This is a genomic window from Streptomyces corchorusii, from assembly GCF_001514055.1.
In the GTDB taxonomy this organism is placed as follows: Bacteria; Actinomycetota; Actinomycetes; order Streptomycetales; family Streptomycetaceae; genus Streptomyces; species Streptomyces olivaceoviridis.
Genome location: NZ_KQ948354.1, coordinates 567,375 through 583,323 on the forward strand (window position 1 = coordinate 567,375; position 15,949 = coordinate 583,323).

The 15,949-nt window shown below is 70.0% G+C and carries 13 protein-coding genes; all 13 read right to left on the bottom strand.

Annotated features, from left to right (window positions below; genetic code table 11):
- Nucleotides 1–196: 196 nt before the first annotated feature.
- The 13 genes from nuoN to AQJ11_RS12635 are packed head-to-tail and all read right to left on the bottom strand — an operon-like array spanning nucleotide 197 to nucleotide 15,943.
- Complete coding sequence (gene nuoN / locus AQJ11_RS12575) at nucleotides 197–1,846, bottom strand: NADH-quinone oxidoreductase subunit NuoN (protein ID WP_014674293.1); 1,650 nt, start codon at nucleotides 1,844–1,846, stop codon at nucleotides 197–199.
- Nucleotides 1,843–3,414: an NADH-quinone oxidoreductase subunit M gene (locus tag AQJ11_RS12580; RefSeq protein ID WP_059263035.1), complete on the bottom strand. Its 1,572-nt coding sequence runs from the start codon at nucleotides 3,412–3,414 to the stop codon at nucleotides 1,843–1,845. Before AQJ11_RS12580 ends, nuoN begins: the two co-directional genes overlap by 4 nt.
- Nucleotides 3,415–3,419: 5 nt before the next feature.
- Nucleotides 3,420–5,366 carry an NADH-quinone oxidoreductase subunit L gene (gene nuoL / locus AQJ11_RS12585; RefSeq protein WP_059263036.1) on the bottom strand — a complete coding sequence of 649 codons (1,947 nt, stop codon included), beginning with the start codon at nucleotides 5,364–5,366 and terminating at the stop codon, nucleotides 3,420–3,422.
- 15 nt (nucleotides 5,367–5,381) lie between these two features.
- A complete protein-coding gene (nuoK, locus tag AQJ11_RS12590) occupies nucleotides 5,382–5,681 on the bottom strand; it encodes an NADH-quinone oxidoreductase subunit NuoK (protein ID WP_030641022.1) in 300 nt (99 codons plus the stop codon).
- Nucleotides 5,678–6,523 carry an NADH-quinone oxidoreductase subunit J gene (locus tag AQJ11_RS12595; RefSeq protein ID WP_014674289.1) on the bottom strand — a complete coding sequence of 282 codons (846 nt, stop codon included), beginning with the start codon at nucleotides 6,521–6,523 and terminating at the stop codon, nucleotides 5,678–5,680. The genes nuoK and AQJ11_RS12595 overlap by 4 nt, the downstream gene beginning before the upstream one ends.
- Complete coding sequence (gene nuoI / locus AQJ11_RS12600) at nucleotides 6,520–7,170, bottom strand: NADH-quinone oxidoreductase subunit NuoI (protein WP_059263037.1); 651 nt, start codon at nucleotides 7,168–7,170, stop codon at nucleotides 6,520–6,522. The genes AQJ11_RS12595 and nuoI overlap by 4 nt, the downstream gene beginning before the upstream one ends.
- Nucleotides 7,163–8,530: an NADH-quinone oxidoreductase subunit NuoH gene (gene nuoH / locus AQJ11_RS12605; RefSeq protein ID WP_059263038.1), complete on the bottom strand. Its 1,368-nt coding sequence runs from the start codon at nucleotides 8,528–8,530 to the stop codon at nucleotides 7,163–7,165. Before nuoH ends, nuoI begins: the two co-directional genes overlap by 8 nt.
- Entirely contained in the window at nucleotides 8,527–11,055 is a 2,529-nt protein-coding gene (locus AQJ11_RS12610; RefSeq protein ID WP_059263039.1) for an NADH-quinone oxidoreductase subunit G, read from the bottom strand. The genes nuoH and AQJ11_RS12610 overlap by 4 nt, the downstream gene beginning before the upstream one ends.
- Nucleotides 11,052–12,398 carry an NADH-quinone oxidoreductase subunit NuoF gene (gene nuoF, locus AQJ11_RS12615; RefSeq protein WP_059263040.1) on the bottom strand — a complete coding sequence of 449 codons (1,347 nt, stop codon included), beginning with the start codon at nucleotides 12,396–12,398 and terminating at the stop codon, nucleotides 11,052–11,054. Before nuoF ends, AQJ11_RS12610 begins: the two co-directional genes overlap by 4 nt.
- Nucleotides 12,398–13,264, bottom strand: coding sequence for an NADH-quinone oxidoreductase subunit NuoE (nuoE, locus tag AQJ11_RS12620; protein ID WP_014674284.1), 867 nt, complete (start codon nucleotides 13,262–13,264; stop codon nucleotides 12,398–12,400). Before nuoE ends, nuoF begins: the two co-directional genes overlap by 1 nt.
- Nucleotides 13,261–14,601 carry an NADH-quinone oxidoreductase subunit D gene (locus AQJ11_RS12625; protein WP_059263041.1) on the bottom strand — a complete coding sequence of 447 codons (1,341 nt, stop codon included), beginning with the start codon at nucleotides 14,599–14,601 and terminating at the stop codon, nucleotides 13,261–13,263. Before AQJ11_RS12625 ends, nuoE begins: the two co-directional genes overlap by 4 nt.
- Nucleotides 14,598–15,392 (bottom strand): NADH-quinone oxidoreductase subunit C, encoded by a 795-nt coding sequence (locus tag AQJ11_RS12630; RefSeq protein WP_014674282.1) that lies wholly within the window; start codon nucleotides 15,390–15,392, stop codon nucleotides 14,598–14,600. The genes AQJ11_RS12625 and AQJ11_RS12630 overlap by 4 nt, the downstream gene beginning before the upstream one ends.
- A complete protein-coding gene (locus AQJ11_RS12635; protein WP_007383964.1) occupies nucleotides 15,389–15,943 on the bottom strand; it encodes a NuoB/complex I 20 kDa subunit family protein in 555 nt (184 codons plus the stop codon). The genes AQJ11_RS12630 and AQJ11_RS12635 overlap by 4 nt, the downstream gene beginning before the upstream one ends.
- Between the last annotated feature and the right edge of the window lie 6 nt (nucleotides 15,944–15,949).

The window sequence follows — 15,949 nt, forward strand, 5'->3', positions numbered from 1 at the left end:
GTCCCCCGTCGGTCCCCCGTGTGTCGTCTCTCGACCGCTGCCTCCACCATAGGGGTCCGGACCGACAGTCCCGGAGTTATCCACAGGCTCGGTCGTTTCCGTGCGGCATCGGTCAGCCGCCGGCGTGACCCGGAGAACACCGCTGCCCGGCGCCCTCCGGTGAGGGTGCCGGGCAGCGGCGCGGGTGCCGCGGGCGTCAGCGCACGAAGACTCCCGCCTGGTTCGCCAGGTCCAGGAAGTACTGCGGCGCCACGCCGAGGACCAGCGTCACGGCCACGCCCAGGCCGATCGCGAGCATGGTCAGCGGTGACGGGACGGCGACGGTCGGGCCCTCCGGTCGCGGCTCGCTGAAGAACATCAGCACGATCACGCGGATGTAGAAGAACGCGGCGATGGCCGAGGAGATCACACCGATCACGACCAGCGGGGCCGCGCCGCCGTCCGCCGCCGCCTTGAACACGGCGAACTTCCCGGCGAACCCGGAGGTCAGCGGGATGCCGGCGAAGGCCAGCAGGAACACCGCGAACACGGCCGCCACCAGCGGCGAGCGACGGCCGAGGCCCGCCCACTTCGACAGGTGGGTCGCCTCGCCGCCCGCGTCGCGCACCAGCGTGACCACGGCGAACGCGCCGATCGTGACGAAGGAGTAGCCCGCCAGGTAGAACAGCACCGACGACACGCCGTCCTTCGAGGTGGCGATCACACCCGCGAGGATGAACCCGGCGTGCGCGATGGACGAGTACGCCAGCAGCCGCTTGATGTCGGTCTGGGTGATGGCGACGACCGCACCGCCGAGCATGGTGACGATCGCCACGGCCCACATGACCGGCCGCCAGTCCCAGCGCAGCCCGGGCAGGACGACGTACAGCAGGCGCAGCAGCGCGCCGAACGCGGCCACCTTCGTCGCCGCGGCCATGAAGCCGGTCACCGGGGTGGGCGCGCCCTGGTAGACGTCGGGCGTCCACATGTGGAACGGCACCGCGCCCACCTTGAACAGCAGGCCCATCAGGAGCATGGCGCCGCCGACCAGCAGCAGCGCGTCGTTGCCCATGGTGTTGGCGAGGGCCGGGTCGACGTCGGTGACCGTGCCGTCGACGACCTGGGCGATGCGCGCGTACGACATCGAGCCCGCGTAGCCGTACAGCAGCGCGATGCCGAACAGGGTGAACGCGGAGGCGAACGCGCCCAGCAGGAAGTACTTGACCGCGGCCTCCTGCGACATCAGCCGCTTGCGGCGGGCCAGCGCGCACAGCAGGTACAGCGGCAGGGAGAAGACCTCCAGGGCCACGAACAGGGTCACCAGGTCGTTCGCCGCCGGGAAGATCAGCATGCCGCCGACCGCGAAGAGCAGCAGCGGGAAGACCTCCGTGGTGGTGAAGCCCGCCTTCACGGCGGCCTGCTCGCTGTCGCTGCCGGGTACGGAGGCGGCCTGCGCGGCGAAGGAGTCGACCCGGTTGCCGTGCGCCGCCGGGTCCAGGCGCCGCTCGGCGAAGGTGAACAGGCCGACCAGGCCGGCCAGCAGGATCGTGCCCTGGAGGAAGAGGGCCGGGCCGTCGACCGCGATGGCGCCCATCGCCGCGATGTGCGCCTTCGTGGTGCCGAACCCGTCCGCCGCGAGCGCGACGACCGCGGCGAACGCGGCGCACAGGGCGACGACGGACACGAACACCTGCGCGTAGTAGCGGGACCGGCGCGGCACGAACGCCTCGATGAGCACCCCGACCAGCGCCGCGCCGATGACGATCAGCGTCGGCGACAATTGTCCGTATTCGATCTTCGGCGCGTCGATCTTCGAGATCGGTTCGGCCGCGGTTGTCCACAGGCTGTGGACGGCTGGTGCGCTCACTTGGCCGCCTCCACCTCGGGCTTGGGGTCCTTCTTCTGGACGTCGGACATGGTCTGCTTGACCGCCGGGTTGACGATGTCCGTCACGGGCTTCGGATAGACGCCCAGGAAGATCAGCAGCACGATCAGCGGGGCGACGACCACCAGCTCACGCACGCGGAGGTCGGGCATCGCGGAGACCTCCGGCTTCACCGGGCCCGTCATCGTCCGCTGGTACAGCACGAGCGTGTACAACGCGGCCAGCACGATGCCGAAGGTGGCGATGACGCCGATCACCGGGTAGCGCGTGAACGTGCCGACCAGGACCAGGAACTCGCTGACGAACGGCGCCAGTCCGGGCAGCGAGAGGGTGGCGAGGCCGCCGATCAGGAAGGTGCCGGCGAGCACCGGGGCGACCTTCTGCACGCCTCCGTAGTCGGCGATGAGCCGGGAGCCGCGCCGGGAGATGAGGAAGCCGGCGACCAGCATCAGGGCGGCCGTGGAGATGCCGTGGTTGACCATGTAGAGCGTGGCGCCCGACTGGCCCTGGCTGGTCATCGCGAAGATGCCCATGATGATGAAGCCGAAGTGCGAGATCGACGCGTAGGCCACCAGGCGCTTGATGTCCCGCTGGCCGACGGCGAGCAGTGCGCCGTAGACGATGCTGATGAGCGCCAGGACGAGGATGACGGGCGTCGCCCACTTCGACGCCTCCGGGAACAGCTGGAGGCAGAAGCGGAGCATCGCGAAGGTGCCCACCTTGTCGACGACCGCGGTGATGAGGACGGCCACCGGGGCGGTGGACTCCTGCATGGCGTTGGGCAGCCAGGTGTGCAGCGGCCACAGCGGCGCCTTCACCGCGAAGGCGAAGAAGAAACCGAGGAACAGCCAGCGTTCGGTGCTGGTCGCCATGTGCAGCGAGCCGTTCGCGCGGGCCTCGGCGATCTGCGTGAGCGAGAAGTTCCCGGCGACCACGTACAGGCCGATCACCGCGGCCAGCATGATCAGACCGCCGGCCAGGTTGTAGAGCAGGAACTTCACCGCCGCGTACGACCGCTGGGTGGCGGCCGTCTCCTCGCCGTGCTCGTGGGCGCGGTCCCCGAAGCCGCCGATGAGGAAGTACATCGGGATGAGCATGGCTTCGAAGAAGATGTAGAAGAGGAAGACGTCGGTGGCCTCGAAGGAGACGATCACCATCGCCTCCACGGCCAGGATCAGCGCGAAGAAGCCCTGGGTGGGCCGCCAGCGGCGGCTGCCGGTCTCCAGCGGGTCGGCGTCGTGCCAGCCCGCCAGGATGATGAACGGGATCAGTACGGCGGTCAGCGCGATCAGCGCGACCGCGATGCCGTCGACGCCCAGTTCGTACCTGACCCCGAAGTCCTTGATCCAGGCGTGGGACTCGGTGAGCTGGTAGCGGGAGCCGTCCGGGTCGAAGCGGACCAGGACGGTGACCGCCAGGGCGAGCGTGGCGAGCGAGACGACCAGCGCCAGCCATTTGGCGGCGGTGCGCCGGGCGGCCGGTACGGCGGCCGTGGCCACCGCCCCGAGGGCCGGGAGCGCCGCCGTCGCTGTCAGCAGAGGAAAGGACATCGGTATCAGACCGCCCTCATCAGCAGGGTCGCGGCGACCAGGAGTGCCGCGCCGCCGAACATCGAGACCGCGTAGGAGCGGGCGAAGCCGTTCTGGAGCCGGCGCAGCCGTCCGGACAGGCCGCCGAAGCCGGCCGCCGTGCCGTTGACGACGCCGTCCACCAGGGTGTGGTCGACGTAGACCAGGGAGCGCGTCAGGTGCTCGCCGCCGCGCACCAGGACCACGTGGTTGAAGTCGTCCTGGAGCAGGTCGCGGCGGGCCGCGCGGGTGAGCAGGGAGCCGCGCGGGGCGACGGCCGGGACGGGCTTGCGGCCGTACTGGGCCCAGGCGATGGCGACGCCGATGACCAGGCACACCATGGTGGCACCGGTGACCGTGGCCGCGCTGAGCGGGGAGTCGCCCTCGCTGTGACCCGTGACGGGCTCCAGCCAGTTGAGGAAGCGGTCGCCGATGCTGAAGAAGCCACCGGCGAAGACCGAGCCGACGGCCAGCACGATCATCGGGATCGTCATGACCTTCGGGGACTCGTGCGGGTGCGGCTCGGCGTGCTCGCCGCGGGTCTCGGCGGCGGGTTCCACGCTGGGCTCGGCCGGGGACGGCGTCGGGGCCTTGCGCCACCGTTCCTCGCCGAAGAAGGTCATCAGCATCACGCGCGTCATGTAGAAGGCGGTGATGGCCGCGCCCAGCAGGGCCGCGCCGCCGAGGATCCAGCCCTCGGTGCCGCCCTTGGCGAACGCCGCCTCGATGATCTTGTCCTTGGAGAAGAAGCCGGACAGGCCGGGGAAGCCGATGATGGCGAGGTAGCCGAGGCCGAAGGTGATGAACGTGACCGGCATGTATCTGCGCAGGCCGCCGTAGCGGCGCATGTCGACCTCGTCGTTCATGCCGTGCATCACGGAACCCGCGCCGAGGAACAGCCCGGCCTTGAAGAAGCCGTGCGTCACCAGGTGCATGATCGCGAAGACGTAGCCGATGGGGCCGAGGCCCGCCGCGAGGACCATGTAGCCGATCTGCGACATGGTCGAGCCGGCCAGCGCCTTCTTGATGTCGTCCTTGGCGCAACCGACGATCGCACCGAACAGGAGCGTGACCGCGCCGACGACCGTGACGGCCAGTTGCGCGTCGGGGGCGGCGTTGAAGATGGCGCCGGAGCGGACGATCAGGTAGACGCCCGCGGTCACCATCGTCGCCGCGTGGATGAGGGCGGAGACCGGGGTCGGGCCCTCCATGGCGTCCCCGAGCCAGGACTGCAACGGCACCTGGGCGGACTTGCCGCAGGCGGCGAGCAGCAGCATCAGGCCGATCGCGGTGAGCTTGCCCTCGGAGGTGTCACCGGTGTGGCTGAGGACCGGGCCGAAGGCGAAGCTGCCGAAGGTGGTGAACATCAGCATGATCGCGATCGACAGGCCCATGTCGCCGACCCGGTTGACCAGGAAGGCCTTCTTCGCGGCCGTGGCGGCGCTGGGCTTGTGCTGCCAGAAGCCGATCAGCAGGTACGAGGCGAGACCGACGCCCTCCCAGCCGACGTACAGCAGCAGGTAGTTGTCGGCGAGGACGAGCAGCAGCATCGCCGCGAGGAACAGGTTCAGATAGCCGAAGAAGCGGCGGCGGCGCTCGTCGTGCTCCATGTACCCGACCGAGTACAGGTGGATCAGCGAGCCGACGCCCGTGATGAGCAGCACGAACGTCATGGACAGCTGGTCCAGGCGGAAGGTGACGTCCGCCTGGAAGCCGGCCACCGGGACCCAGCTGAACAGGTGCTGCGTCAGGGTGCGCTGCTCCGCGCCCTTGCCGAGCAGGTCGGCGAAGAGGATGAGGCCGAACACGAAGGAGGCGGCCGACAGGAGCGTGCCGGTCCAGTGGCCGACGCGGTCCAGGCGCCGGCCACCGACCAGGAGGACGGCCGCTCCGAGCAGGGGCGCCGCGATGAGCAGCGCGATCAGGTTCTCCACGATTCTTCCGACCCCTTACAGCTTCATCAGGCTGGCGTCGTCGACCGAGGCCGAGTGGCGGGCACGGAACAGCGACACGATGATCGCGAGGCCCACCACGACCTCCGCGGCGGCGACGACCATCGTGAAGAAGGCGATGATCTGGCCGTCGAGGTTGCCGTGCATCCGGGAGAAGGTGACGAACGCGAGGTTGCAGGCGTTCAGCATCAGCTCGATGCACATGAAGACCACGATGGCGTTGCGCCGGATCAGGACGCCGGTCGCGCCGATCGTGAACAACAGGGCGGCGAGGTAGAGGTAGTTGACCGGGTTCACTTCGACGCCTCCTCGGGCCGCTTGAACGTCTCCGGCTCGATCGCCCGGCGCTCCAGGCGCTCCTCCGCGCGCTGCTCCAGCGCCCGCAGGTCGTTGAGTGCCTCGGCGGACACGTCGCGGATCTGCCCGCGTTCGCGCAGCGTCTTGCTGACGGTGAGCTCGGACGGGGTGCCGTCGGGCAGCAGACCCGCGATGTCCACGGCGTTGTGCCGGGCGTAGACACCGGGGGCGGGCAGCGGCGGGACGTGCTTCCCCTCGCGGACGCGCTGTTCGGACAGCTCGCGCTGCGTCTTGGCGCGCTCGGTGCGCTCCCGGTGGGTGAGCACCATGGCGCCGACCGCGGCCGTGATGAGCAGCGCGCCGGTGATCTCGAAGGCGAAGACGTACGTGGTGAAGATGTGGGACGCCAGTCCCTCCACGTTGCCGTTCGCGTTCGCCCGGCCGGTGCCGTCGAACTCCTTCAGGGAGGCGTTGGCGATGCCCGCGAACAGCAGGACCCCGAAGCCGACCCCGCACAGAAGGGCCAGCCAGCGCTGGCCCTTGATGGTCTCCTTCAGGGAGTCCGCGGCCGTGACGCCGACGAGCATCACCACGAACAGGAACAGCATCATGATCGCGCCGGTGTAGACGACGATCTGCACGATCCCGAGGAAGTAGGCGCCGTTGGCGAGGTAGAACACCGCCAGGACGATCATGGTTCCGGCGAGGCAGAGCGCGCTGTGCACGGCCTTCTTCATGAAGACGGTGCACAGGGCGCCGATCACCGCGACCGTGCCGAGGACCCAGAACTGGAAGGCCTCACCGGTGGAGGTGGTGTAGGCGGCGAGGTGCTGCGCGGTCATCGGCCGATCACCTTCTCCGAGGCCGGCTCGTCCTCGCCGAAGGTGGAGGCGGCCTCCTGCGGGACCTCGCCCTTGGAGACGGCCGCCTGACGGACCGTGCCGGGCGCGGCCTGCGTCACCAGGCCGCGGTAGTAGTCCTGTTCGTCCGTCCCCGGGAAGATCGCGTGCGGCGTGTCGACCATGCCCTCTTCGAGACCGGCGAGCAGCTGCTCCTTGGTGTAGATGAGGTTGGCGCGGCTGGAGTCGGCCAGTTCGAACTCGTTCGTCATCGTCAGCGCGCGCGTGGGGCACGCCTCGATGCACAGCCCGCACAGGATGCAGCGGGCGTAGTTGATCTGGTAGACGCGGCCGTACCGCTCGCCCGGCGAGTAGCGCTCCTCGTCGGTGTTGTCGGCGCCCTCCACGTAGATGGCGTCGGCGGGGCAGGCCCAGGCGCACAGCTCGCAGCCGACGCACTTCTCCAGGCCGTCCGGATGGCGGTTGAGCTGGTGCCGTCCGTGGAACCGCGGAGCCGTGGTCTTCTTCTGCTCCGGGTACTGCTCGGTCAGCCGCTTCTTGAACATGGCCTTGAAGGTCACGCCGAAGCCGGCCACGGGGTTCTGGAAACCGGGGTTGGTCTGCCCGGACTCCTGAGGCTCCTCAGCCATCGGACGCCTCCTTTCCATCCGAAGTTCCGTCACTGACAGTGTCCGGCCCACCACTGACAATCAGCTCCCGCTCGCCCCACCGGGGGCGGCGCCGCGGCGCCGGCGGCAGTTCCTGCCCGGGCAGCGGCGGCACCGGGAACCCGCCCGCCATCGGGTCGAACGCCGGCTGCCCGCCGGCGGGCTCCTCGGCCGGCCGGGCCTTGTCGCGGAACATGTCCGCGACGAAGGAGATCAGCAGCAGGGCGAGGACGCCGCCGCCGACGTAGAGGGCGATGTCGGCGAAGTCGTAGTTCTCGTTGCGCAGGGCGCGGACGGTCGCGACCAGCATCAGCCAGGTCAGCGAGACCGGGATGAGGACCTTCCAGCCGAGCTTCATCAGCTGGTCGTAGCGGACGCGCGGGAGCGTGCCGCGCAGCCAGATGAAGAAGAACAGCAGCAGCTGCACCTTGATGACGAACCAGAGCAGCGGCCACCAGCCGTGGTTCGCGCCCTCCCAGAAGGAGCTGACCGGCCAGGGGGCGCGCCAGCCGCCGAGGAACAGGGTGGTCGAGACGGCCGAGACCGTCACCATGTTCACGTACTCGGCGAGCATGAACATCGCGAACTTGATCGACGAGTACTCGGTGTTGAAGCCGCCGACCAGGTCGCCCTCGGACTCCGGCATGTCGAAGGGGGCGCGGTTGGTCTCGCCGACCATGGTGACGATGTACAGGATGAAGGAGACCGGCAGCAGCAGGATGTACCAGCGGTCGTGCTGCTGCGCCACGATCGTGGACGTCGACATCGACCCCGAGTAGAGGAACACGGAGGCGAACGCGGCGCCCATGGCGATCTCGTACGAGATCATCTGCGCGCAGGAGCGCAGGCCGCCCAGGAGCGGGTACGTGGACCCGGAGCTCCAGCCCGCCAGCACGATGCCGTAGATGCCGACCGAGGCGATGGCGAGGATGTAGAGCATCGCGATCGGCAGGTCGGTGAGCTGCATCGTGGTGCGGTGGCCGAAGATCGAGATCTCGTTGCCGGCCGGTCCGAAGGGGATCACCGCGATCGCCATGAAGGCCGGGATGGCCGCGACGATCGGCGCGAGGACGTAGACCACCTTGTCCGCGCGCTTGACGATGAGGTCTTCCTTGAGCATCAGCTTCACGCCGTCGGCGAGCGACTGGAGCATGCCCCAGGGGCCGTGCCGGTTCGGGCCGATGCGCAACTGCATCCAGGCGACGACCTTGCGCTCCCAGACGATGGAGAACAGCACGGTCACCATCAGGAACGCGAAGCAGAAGACCGCCTTGACGACGACCAGCCACCAGGGGTCGCGGCCGAACATCGAGAGGTCTTCAGCGGCGAGGTACGGGCTCATGCCTCCACCTCCTTGGGGGCCTCTTCGGCGACTGCCGCCGGGCCGATGCGGACGAGGGAGCCGGGGCGTGCGCCGGTGTCGGAGGCGACCCCGGCACCGGCGGAGTTCAGCGGGAGCCAGACCACCCGGTCGGGCATCTCGGTGATCTGCAAGGGCAGTCCGACCGTGCCGGCGGGGCCGGTGACGGTCAGGATCTCGCCGTCCGCGACGCCCGCCTCGGCGGCCGTCGCGGCGGACACGCGCGCGTGTGCGGCGTGCCGGGTTCCGGCGAGCGCCTCGTCGCCCTCCTGGAGGACGCCCTGGTCGAGCAGCAGCCGGTGCCCGGCGAGCACGGCCTCACCGGCGGCCGGGCGGGGCAGCGCGCCCGCGGTCTCCATGGGACCCGAGGCACGGGGGCCGTCCCAGGAGCCGAGCCGGTCGATCTCCGCGCGCGTGGTGCGCAGGTCCGGCAGGCCCAGCCGGCGGCGCCCGTCGGCGCCTTCGGCACCGTCCATGGCGTCGGCGAGCATGTGCAGCACCCGCGTGTCGGTCGGCGCGAGCGGGCGGGTCATCTGGTCGGGCTTGAGCGCGGCCTCGAAGAAGCGCACGCGGCCTTCCCAGTTGAGGAAGGTGCCCGCCTTCTCGGCGACCGCGGCGACCGGCAGGACGACGTCGGCGCGGGCGGTGACCTCGCTGGGCCGCAGCTCCAGCGACACCAGGAAGCCGACGTTCTCCAGCGCCTCACGCGCGCGTGCCGGGTCGGGCAGGTCGGCGACCTCCACTCCGGCGACCAGGAGCGCCGAGAGTTCGCCGGTGGCGGCGGCCTCGACGATCTGGTGGGTGTCGCGGCCGTAGCGCGCCGGGAGTTCGGCGAGGCCCCAGGCCGCGGCGACCTCCTCCCGCGCGCGCGGGTCGGTCGCCGGGCGACCGCCCGGCAGCAGCGAGGGCAGCGCGCCCACCTCGACGGCGCCGCGCTCACCGGCCCGGCGCGGGATCCACACCAGTTCGGCGCCGGTCGCGGTGGCGGCGCGCAGCGCGGCGGTGAGTCCGCCCGCGACACCGGCCAGCCGCTCCCCCACGACGATGACGGCGCCCTCGGCGCGCAGGGCCTCTGCGGCGAGCGTGCCGGGCTCCTCCAGGCCGACGCCGCTCGCGAGCGCGTCCAGCCACTCCGTCTCGGTGCCCGGTGCGGCCGGCAGCAGCGTGCCGCCCGCCTTCTCCAGGCCCCGGGTGGCGTGCGTGGCCAGCGAGAACACCCGCTGCTTGCGCTTGCGCCAGGCCTTGCGCAGCCGCAGGAAGACGCCGGGTGCCTCCTCCTCCGACTCGAAGCCGACCAGCAGCACGGCGGGCGCCTTCTCCAGGGAGGTGTACGTCACGCCCCTGCCGTCGAGGTCCCGGCCCCGGCCGGCCACCCGGGCCGCCAGGAAGTCGGCCTCCTCGCCGCTGTGCACGCGCGCGCGGAAGTCGATGTCGTTGGTGTCGAGCGCCACGCGCGCGAACTTGCTGTACGCGTAGGCGTCCTCGACGGTCAGCCGGCCCCCGATGAGGACACCGGCCCGGGAGCGGGCGGCGCCCAGGCCCCGCGCCGCCGCCTCCAGGGCCTCCGGCCAGGAGGCGGGCTCCAGGACACCGTCGGCGTTGCGCACCAGCGGCGTGTCGAGGCGGTCCTTCTGCTGCGCGTACCGGAACGCGAAGCGTCCCTTGTCGCAGATCCACTCCTCGTTGACCTCGGGGTCGTAGGCGGCGAGCCGCCGCATGACCTTGCCGCGCCGGTGGTCGGTGCGGGTGGCGCAGCCACCGGAGCAGTGCTCGCACACCGACGGGGAGGAGACGAGGTCGAAGGGGCGGGAGCGGAACCGGTAGGCGGCCGAGGTGAGCGCGCCCACCGGGCAGATCTGGATGGTGTTGCCGGAGAAGTACGACTCGAACGGGTCGCCCTCGCCGGTGCCGACCTGCTGGAGCGCGCCCCGCTCGACCAGCTCGATCATGGGGTCGCCCGCGATCTGGTTGGAGAAGCGGGTGCAGCGGGCGCACAGCACGCACCGCTCGCGGTCGAGCAGCACCTGGGTGGAGATCGGTACGGGCTTCTCGTAGGTCCGCTTCTTGCCGTCGAAGCGGGACTCGGCGTTGCCGTGCGACATCGCCTGGTTCTGCAGCGGGCACTCGCCGCCCTTGTCGCAGACCGGGCAGTCCAGCGGGTGGTTGATGAGCAGCAGCTCCATCACACCGTGCTGCGCCTTCTCGGCGACCGGCGAGGTCAGCTGGGTCTTCACGACCATGCCGTCCGTGCACGTGATCGTGCAGGACGCCATCGGCTTGCGCTGGCCCTCGACCTCGACGATGCACTGGCGGCAGGCGCCGGCCGGGTCCAGCAGGGGGTGGTCGCAGAAGCGCGGGATCTCGATGCCGAGCTGCTCGGCGGCCCGGATGACCAGGGTGCCCTTGGGCACGCTGATCTCGATGCCGTCGATCGTCAGCGTGACGAGGTCCTCCGGCGGGACCGCCGCCTCTCCCCCGCCCGCGGGAGCACTGGTGGTCACGGTCATGCGTTCACCTCCGGGCGGTCCGCCCAGGCCGTCGACTTGGCCGGGTCGAAGGGGCAGCCCCGGCCCGTGATGTGCTGCTCGTACTCCTCGCGGAAGTACTTCAGCGAGGAGAAGATCGGGGACGCGGCGCCGTCGCCGAGGGCGCAGAAGGACTTGCCGTTGATGTTGTCGGCGATGTCGTTGAGCTTGTCGAGGTCGGACATCACGCCCTTGCCGGCCTCGATGTCCCGCAGCAACTGCACCAGCCAGTACGTCCCTTCGCGGCAGGGTGTGCACTTGCCGCAGGACTCGTGGGCGTAGAACTCGGTCCAGCGGGTCACCGCCCGCACCACGCAGGTCGTCTCGTCGAAGCACTGGAGCGCCTTGGTGCCGAGCATGGAGCCGGCGGCGCCGACGCCCTCGTAGTCGAGGGGGACGTCGAGGTGCTCGTCGGTGAACATCGGCGTGGAGGAGCCGCCCGGCGTCCAGAACTTCAGGCGGTGGCCCGGCCGCATGCCGCCGCTCATGTCGAGGAGCTGGCGCAGCGTGATGCCGAGCGGGGCCTCGTACTGGCCCGGGCTCGCGACATGGCCGCTGAGCGAGTAGAGCGTGAAGCCCGGGGACTTCTCGCTGCCCATCGACCTGAACCAGTCCTTGCCGTTTTTCAGGATGGCGGGAACCGACGCGATCGACTCGACGTTGTTCACCACAGTGGGACAGGCGTAGAGGCCTTCCACCGCAGGGAAGGGGGGACGGAGCCGCGGTTGACCACGGCGGCCTTCGAGCGAGTCGAGCAGTGCGGTCTCCTCACCGCAGATGTACGCGCCGGCGCCGGCGTGCACGGTGATCTGGAGGTCGAGTCCGCTGCCCAGGATGTTCTCGCCGAGGTAGCCCGCCGCGTAGGCCTCGCGCACGGCCTCGTGCAACCGCCGCAGAACGGGGACGACTTCACCCCGCAGATAGATGAAGGCATGCGACGACCGGATGGCGTAGCACGCGATCACGATGCCCTCGATGAGGCTGTGCGGGTTCGCGAAGAGGAGCGGGATGTCCTTGCAGGTGCCCGGTTCCGACTCGTCGGCGTTGACAACTAGATAGTGCGGTTTCCCATCGCCCTGAGGGATGAACTGCCACTTCATCCCGGTCGGGAATCCCGCGCCGCCGCGGCCCCGCAGCCCGGAGTCCTTGACGTACGCGATCAGGTCGTCCGGCGACATGGCGAGGGCCTTGCGGAGCCCCTCGTACCCCTCGTGCCTGCGGTAGACGTCCAGAGTCCAGGACCGGTCGTCGTCCCAGAAGGCCGACAGCACGGGTGCGAGCAGCTTCTCCGGGCTCGGGTCCTTGACCTCGGATACCACGGTCATCACTCCCCCTCCTCTGCGGTAGGCCCCGCGGGGTGGGCAGGGTCGGAGGCCGATGTCTCCTGCGGCGCGTCATGGGAGCTCAGGTGCTCGGCCGGCGACGGCTCGTGCACCCTGTCCTGGGACTCCTCGTGCGGACCTCCGCGCGGATGGACCACGCGCGCGGGTGCGGCCTCTCCCCTTGCCAGGCGGAGGCCCACCAGCGACGCGGGTCCCGCACTGCCGCCCTCCTCGACGGCCCCGGGCCGCTCGTCGGGGAAGCCGGCCAGGATCCGCGCGGTCTCCTTGAAGGTGCACAGGCGCGCCCCGCGCGTGGGCTGCACGGGGCGCCCCGCCCGCAGATCGTCGACCAGGTGCTTGGCGCTCGCCGGGGTCTGGTTGTCGAAGAACTCCCAGTTGACCATCACGACCGGCGCGTAGTCGCAGGCCGCGTTGCACTCGATGTGCTCCAGGGTGACCTTGCCGTCGTCCGTGGTCTCGCCGTTGCCGACGCCCAGGTGCTCCTGGAGGGTCTCGAAGATCGCGTCGCCGCCCATGACCGCGCACAGCGTGTTGGTGCAGACGCCGACCTGGTAGTCACCGGACGGCTTGCGCCGGTACATCGTGTAGAAGGTGGCGACGGCGGTGACCTCGGCCGTGGTCAGACCCAGCATGTCCGCGCAGAACCGCATGCCGGTGCGCGTGACATGGCCCTCCTCCGACTGCACGAGGTGGAGCAGCGGCAGCAGGGCGGACCGGGAGTCCGGGTAGCGCGCGATCACTTCGCGCGCGTCCGCCTCCAGCCGGGCCCGGACGTCGTCCGGGTACGCGGGTGCGGGCAGTTCGGGCATGCCCAGGCTGACGCCCCGCTCCGAAGAAGAGGTGGTCACCGGTCGACGCCTCCCATCACGGGGTCGATGGACGCGACGGCGACGATGACGTCGGCGACCTGGCCGCCCTCGCACATCGCCGCCATGGCCTGAAGGTTGGTGAAGGAGGGGTCGCGGAAGTGGACCCGGTAGGGGCGGGTGCCGCCGTCGGAGACCGCGTGCACCCCGAGTTCGCCCTTGGGCGACTCGACGGCCGTGTACGCCTGTCCCGGCGGGACCCGGAAGCCCTCGGTGACCAGCTTGAAGTGGTGGATCAGGGCCTCCATGGAGGTGCCCATGATCTTCTTGATGTGGTCGAGGGAGTTGCCGAGTCCGTCCGGTCCCAGGGCGAGCTGGGCGGGCCAGGCGATCTTCTTGTCGGCGACCATGACCGGGCCGGGCTGGAGCCGGTGCAGGCACTGCTCGACGATCCCGAGCGACTGGCGCATCTCCTCCAGGCGGATGAGGAAGCGGCCGTAGGCGTCGCAGGTGTCGGCGGTCGGGACGTCGAAGTCGTACGTCTCGTAGTCGCAGTACGGCTGGGTCTTGCGCAGGTCGTGCGGCAGGCCGGTGGCGCGCAGGATCGGGCCGGTCGCGCCGAGGGCCATGCAGCCGGCGAGGTCGAGGTAGCCGACGTCCTGCATGCGGGCCTTGAAGATGGGGTTCCCGGTGGCGAGCTTGTCGTACTCCGGGAGGTTCTTCTTCATCTTCTTCACGAACTCGCGGATCTGGTCCACCGCGCCGGGCGGCAGGTCCTGGGCGAGTCCGCCGGGCCGGATGTACGCGTGGTTCATGCGCAGGCCCGTGACCAGCTCGTAGATGTCGAGAATCATTTCACGATCACGGAATCCGTAGATCATGATCGTGGTGGCGCCCAGCTCCATGCCGCCGGTGGCGATGCACACCAGGTGGGAGGACAACCGGTTCAGCTCCATCAGGAGCACCCGGATGATCTTGGCGCGCTCGGTGATCTGGTCCTCGATGCCGAGGAGCTTCTCGACGGCGAGGCAGTAGGCGGTCTCGTTGAAGAAGGACGTCAGGTAGTCCATGCGCGTCACGAACGTGGTGCCCTGCGTCCACGTGCGGTATTCGAGGTTCTTCTCGATGCCGGTGTGGAGGTAGCCGATGCCGCAGCGGGCCTCGGTGACCGTCTCGCCCTCGATCTCCAGGATCAGGCGGAGCACTCCATGGGTGGACGGGTGCTGGGGACCCATGTTGACGACGATGCGCTCGTCGTCGGCGCGGGCCGCGGACTGGACGACCTCGTCCCAGTCGCCACCGGTGACCGTGTAGACGGTGCCCTCGGTGGTCTCGCGCGCGGACGCGGCCGACGCGGCGGATGCTGACTGCGTGCTCACGAGTACGACCTCCGCTGGTCCGGAGCCGGGATCTGGGCGCCCTTGTACTCGACGGGGATGCCGCCGAGGGGGTAGTCCTTGCGCTGCGGGTGGCCCTGCCAGTCGTCCGGCATCATGATCCGCGTCAGGGCCGGGTGACCTTCGAAGACGATGCCGAAGAAGTCGTAGGTCTCGCGCTCGTGCCAGTCGTTCGTCGGGTAGACGGAGACCAGCGACGGCAGGCGCGGGTCGCTGTCGGGCGCGCTGACTTCGAGGCGGATCAGCCGGTTGTGGGTGATCGAGCGCAGGTGGTAGACGGCGTGCAGCTCGCGCCCCTTGTCCTGCGGGTAGTGGACGCCGCTGACGCCGGTGCACAGCTCGAAGCGCAGCGCCGGGTCGTCGCGCAGGGTGCGGGCGACGCGGACCAGGTGCTCGCGTTCGATGTGGAAGGTCAGCTCGCCGCGGTCGACCACCGTCTTCTCGATGGCGTTTCCGGGGAGGAGTCCCTGTTCCTCCAGGGCGCCCTCCAGCTCGTCGGCGACCTCGTCGAACCAGCCGCCGTAGGGCCGGGTCGCCGGTCCCGGAAGTCGGACCGAGCGGACCAGGCCGCCGTAGCCGGAGGTGTCGCCGCCGTTGTTGGCGCCGAACATGCCGCGCTGGACGCGGATCTCCTCGCCGCCCTGGCCGCGCTGGCCGGGGAGGTTGGAGGCGGAGAGGTCCTTCTCGGGGTTCACCCCGTTCGCGGAGCCGTTCACCCCGTTCGCGGAGCCGTTCACCCCGTGGTTCCCCTGGGTGCCGTTCGCGTCGCTCACCGCAGCAGCCCCTTCATCTCGATCGTGGGCAGGGCCTTGAGCGCCGCCTCCTCCGCCTCGCGGGCCGCCTCCTCGGCGTTCACGCCGAGCTTGGAGGACTGGATCTTCTGGTGGAGCTTGAGGATCGCGTCCATCAGCATCTCGGGGCGGGGCGGGCAGCCGGGCAGGTAGATGTCGACCGGGACGATGTGGTCGACGCCCTGGACGATCGCGTAGTTGTTGAACATGCCGCCGGAGGAGGCGCAGACGCCCATGGAGATCACCCACTTGGGGTTGGGCATCTGGTCGTAGACCTGCCTCAGGACGGGCGCCATCTTCTGGCTGACCCGGCCGGCGACGATCATCAGGTCCGCCTGGCGCGGTGAGCCGCGGAAGACCTCCATGCCGAAGCGGGCCAGGTCGTAGCGGCCGGCGCCGGTGGTCATCATTTCGATGGCGCAGCAGGCGAGGCCGAAGGTGGCCGGGAAGACGGACGCCTTGCGCACCCAGCCCGCGGCCTGCTCGACGGTGGTCAGCAGGAAGCCGCTCGGCAGCTTTTCTTCGAGTCCCATGTCGTT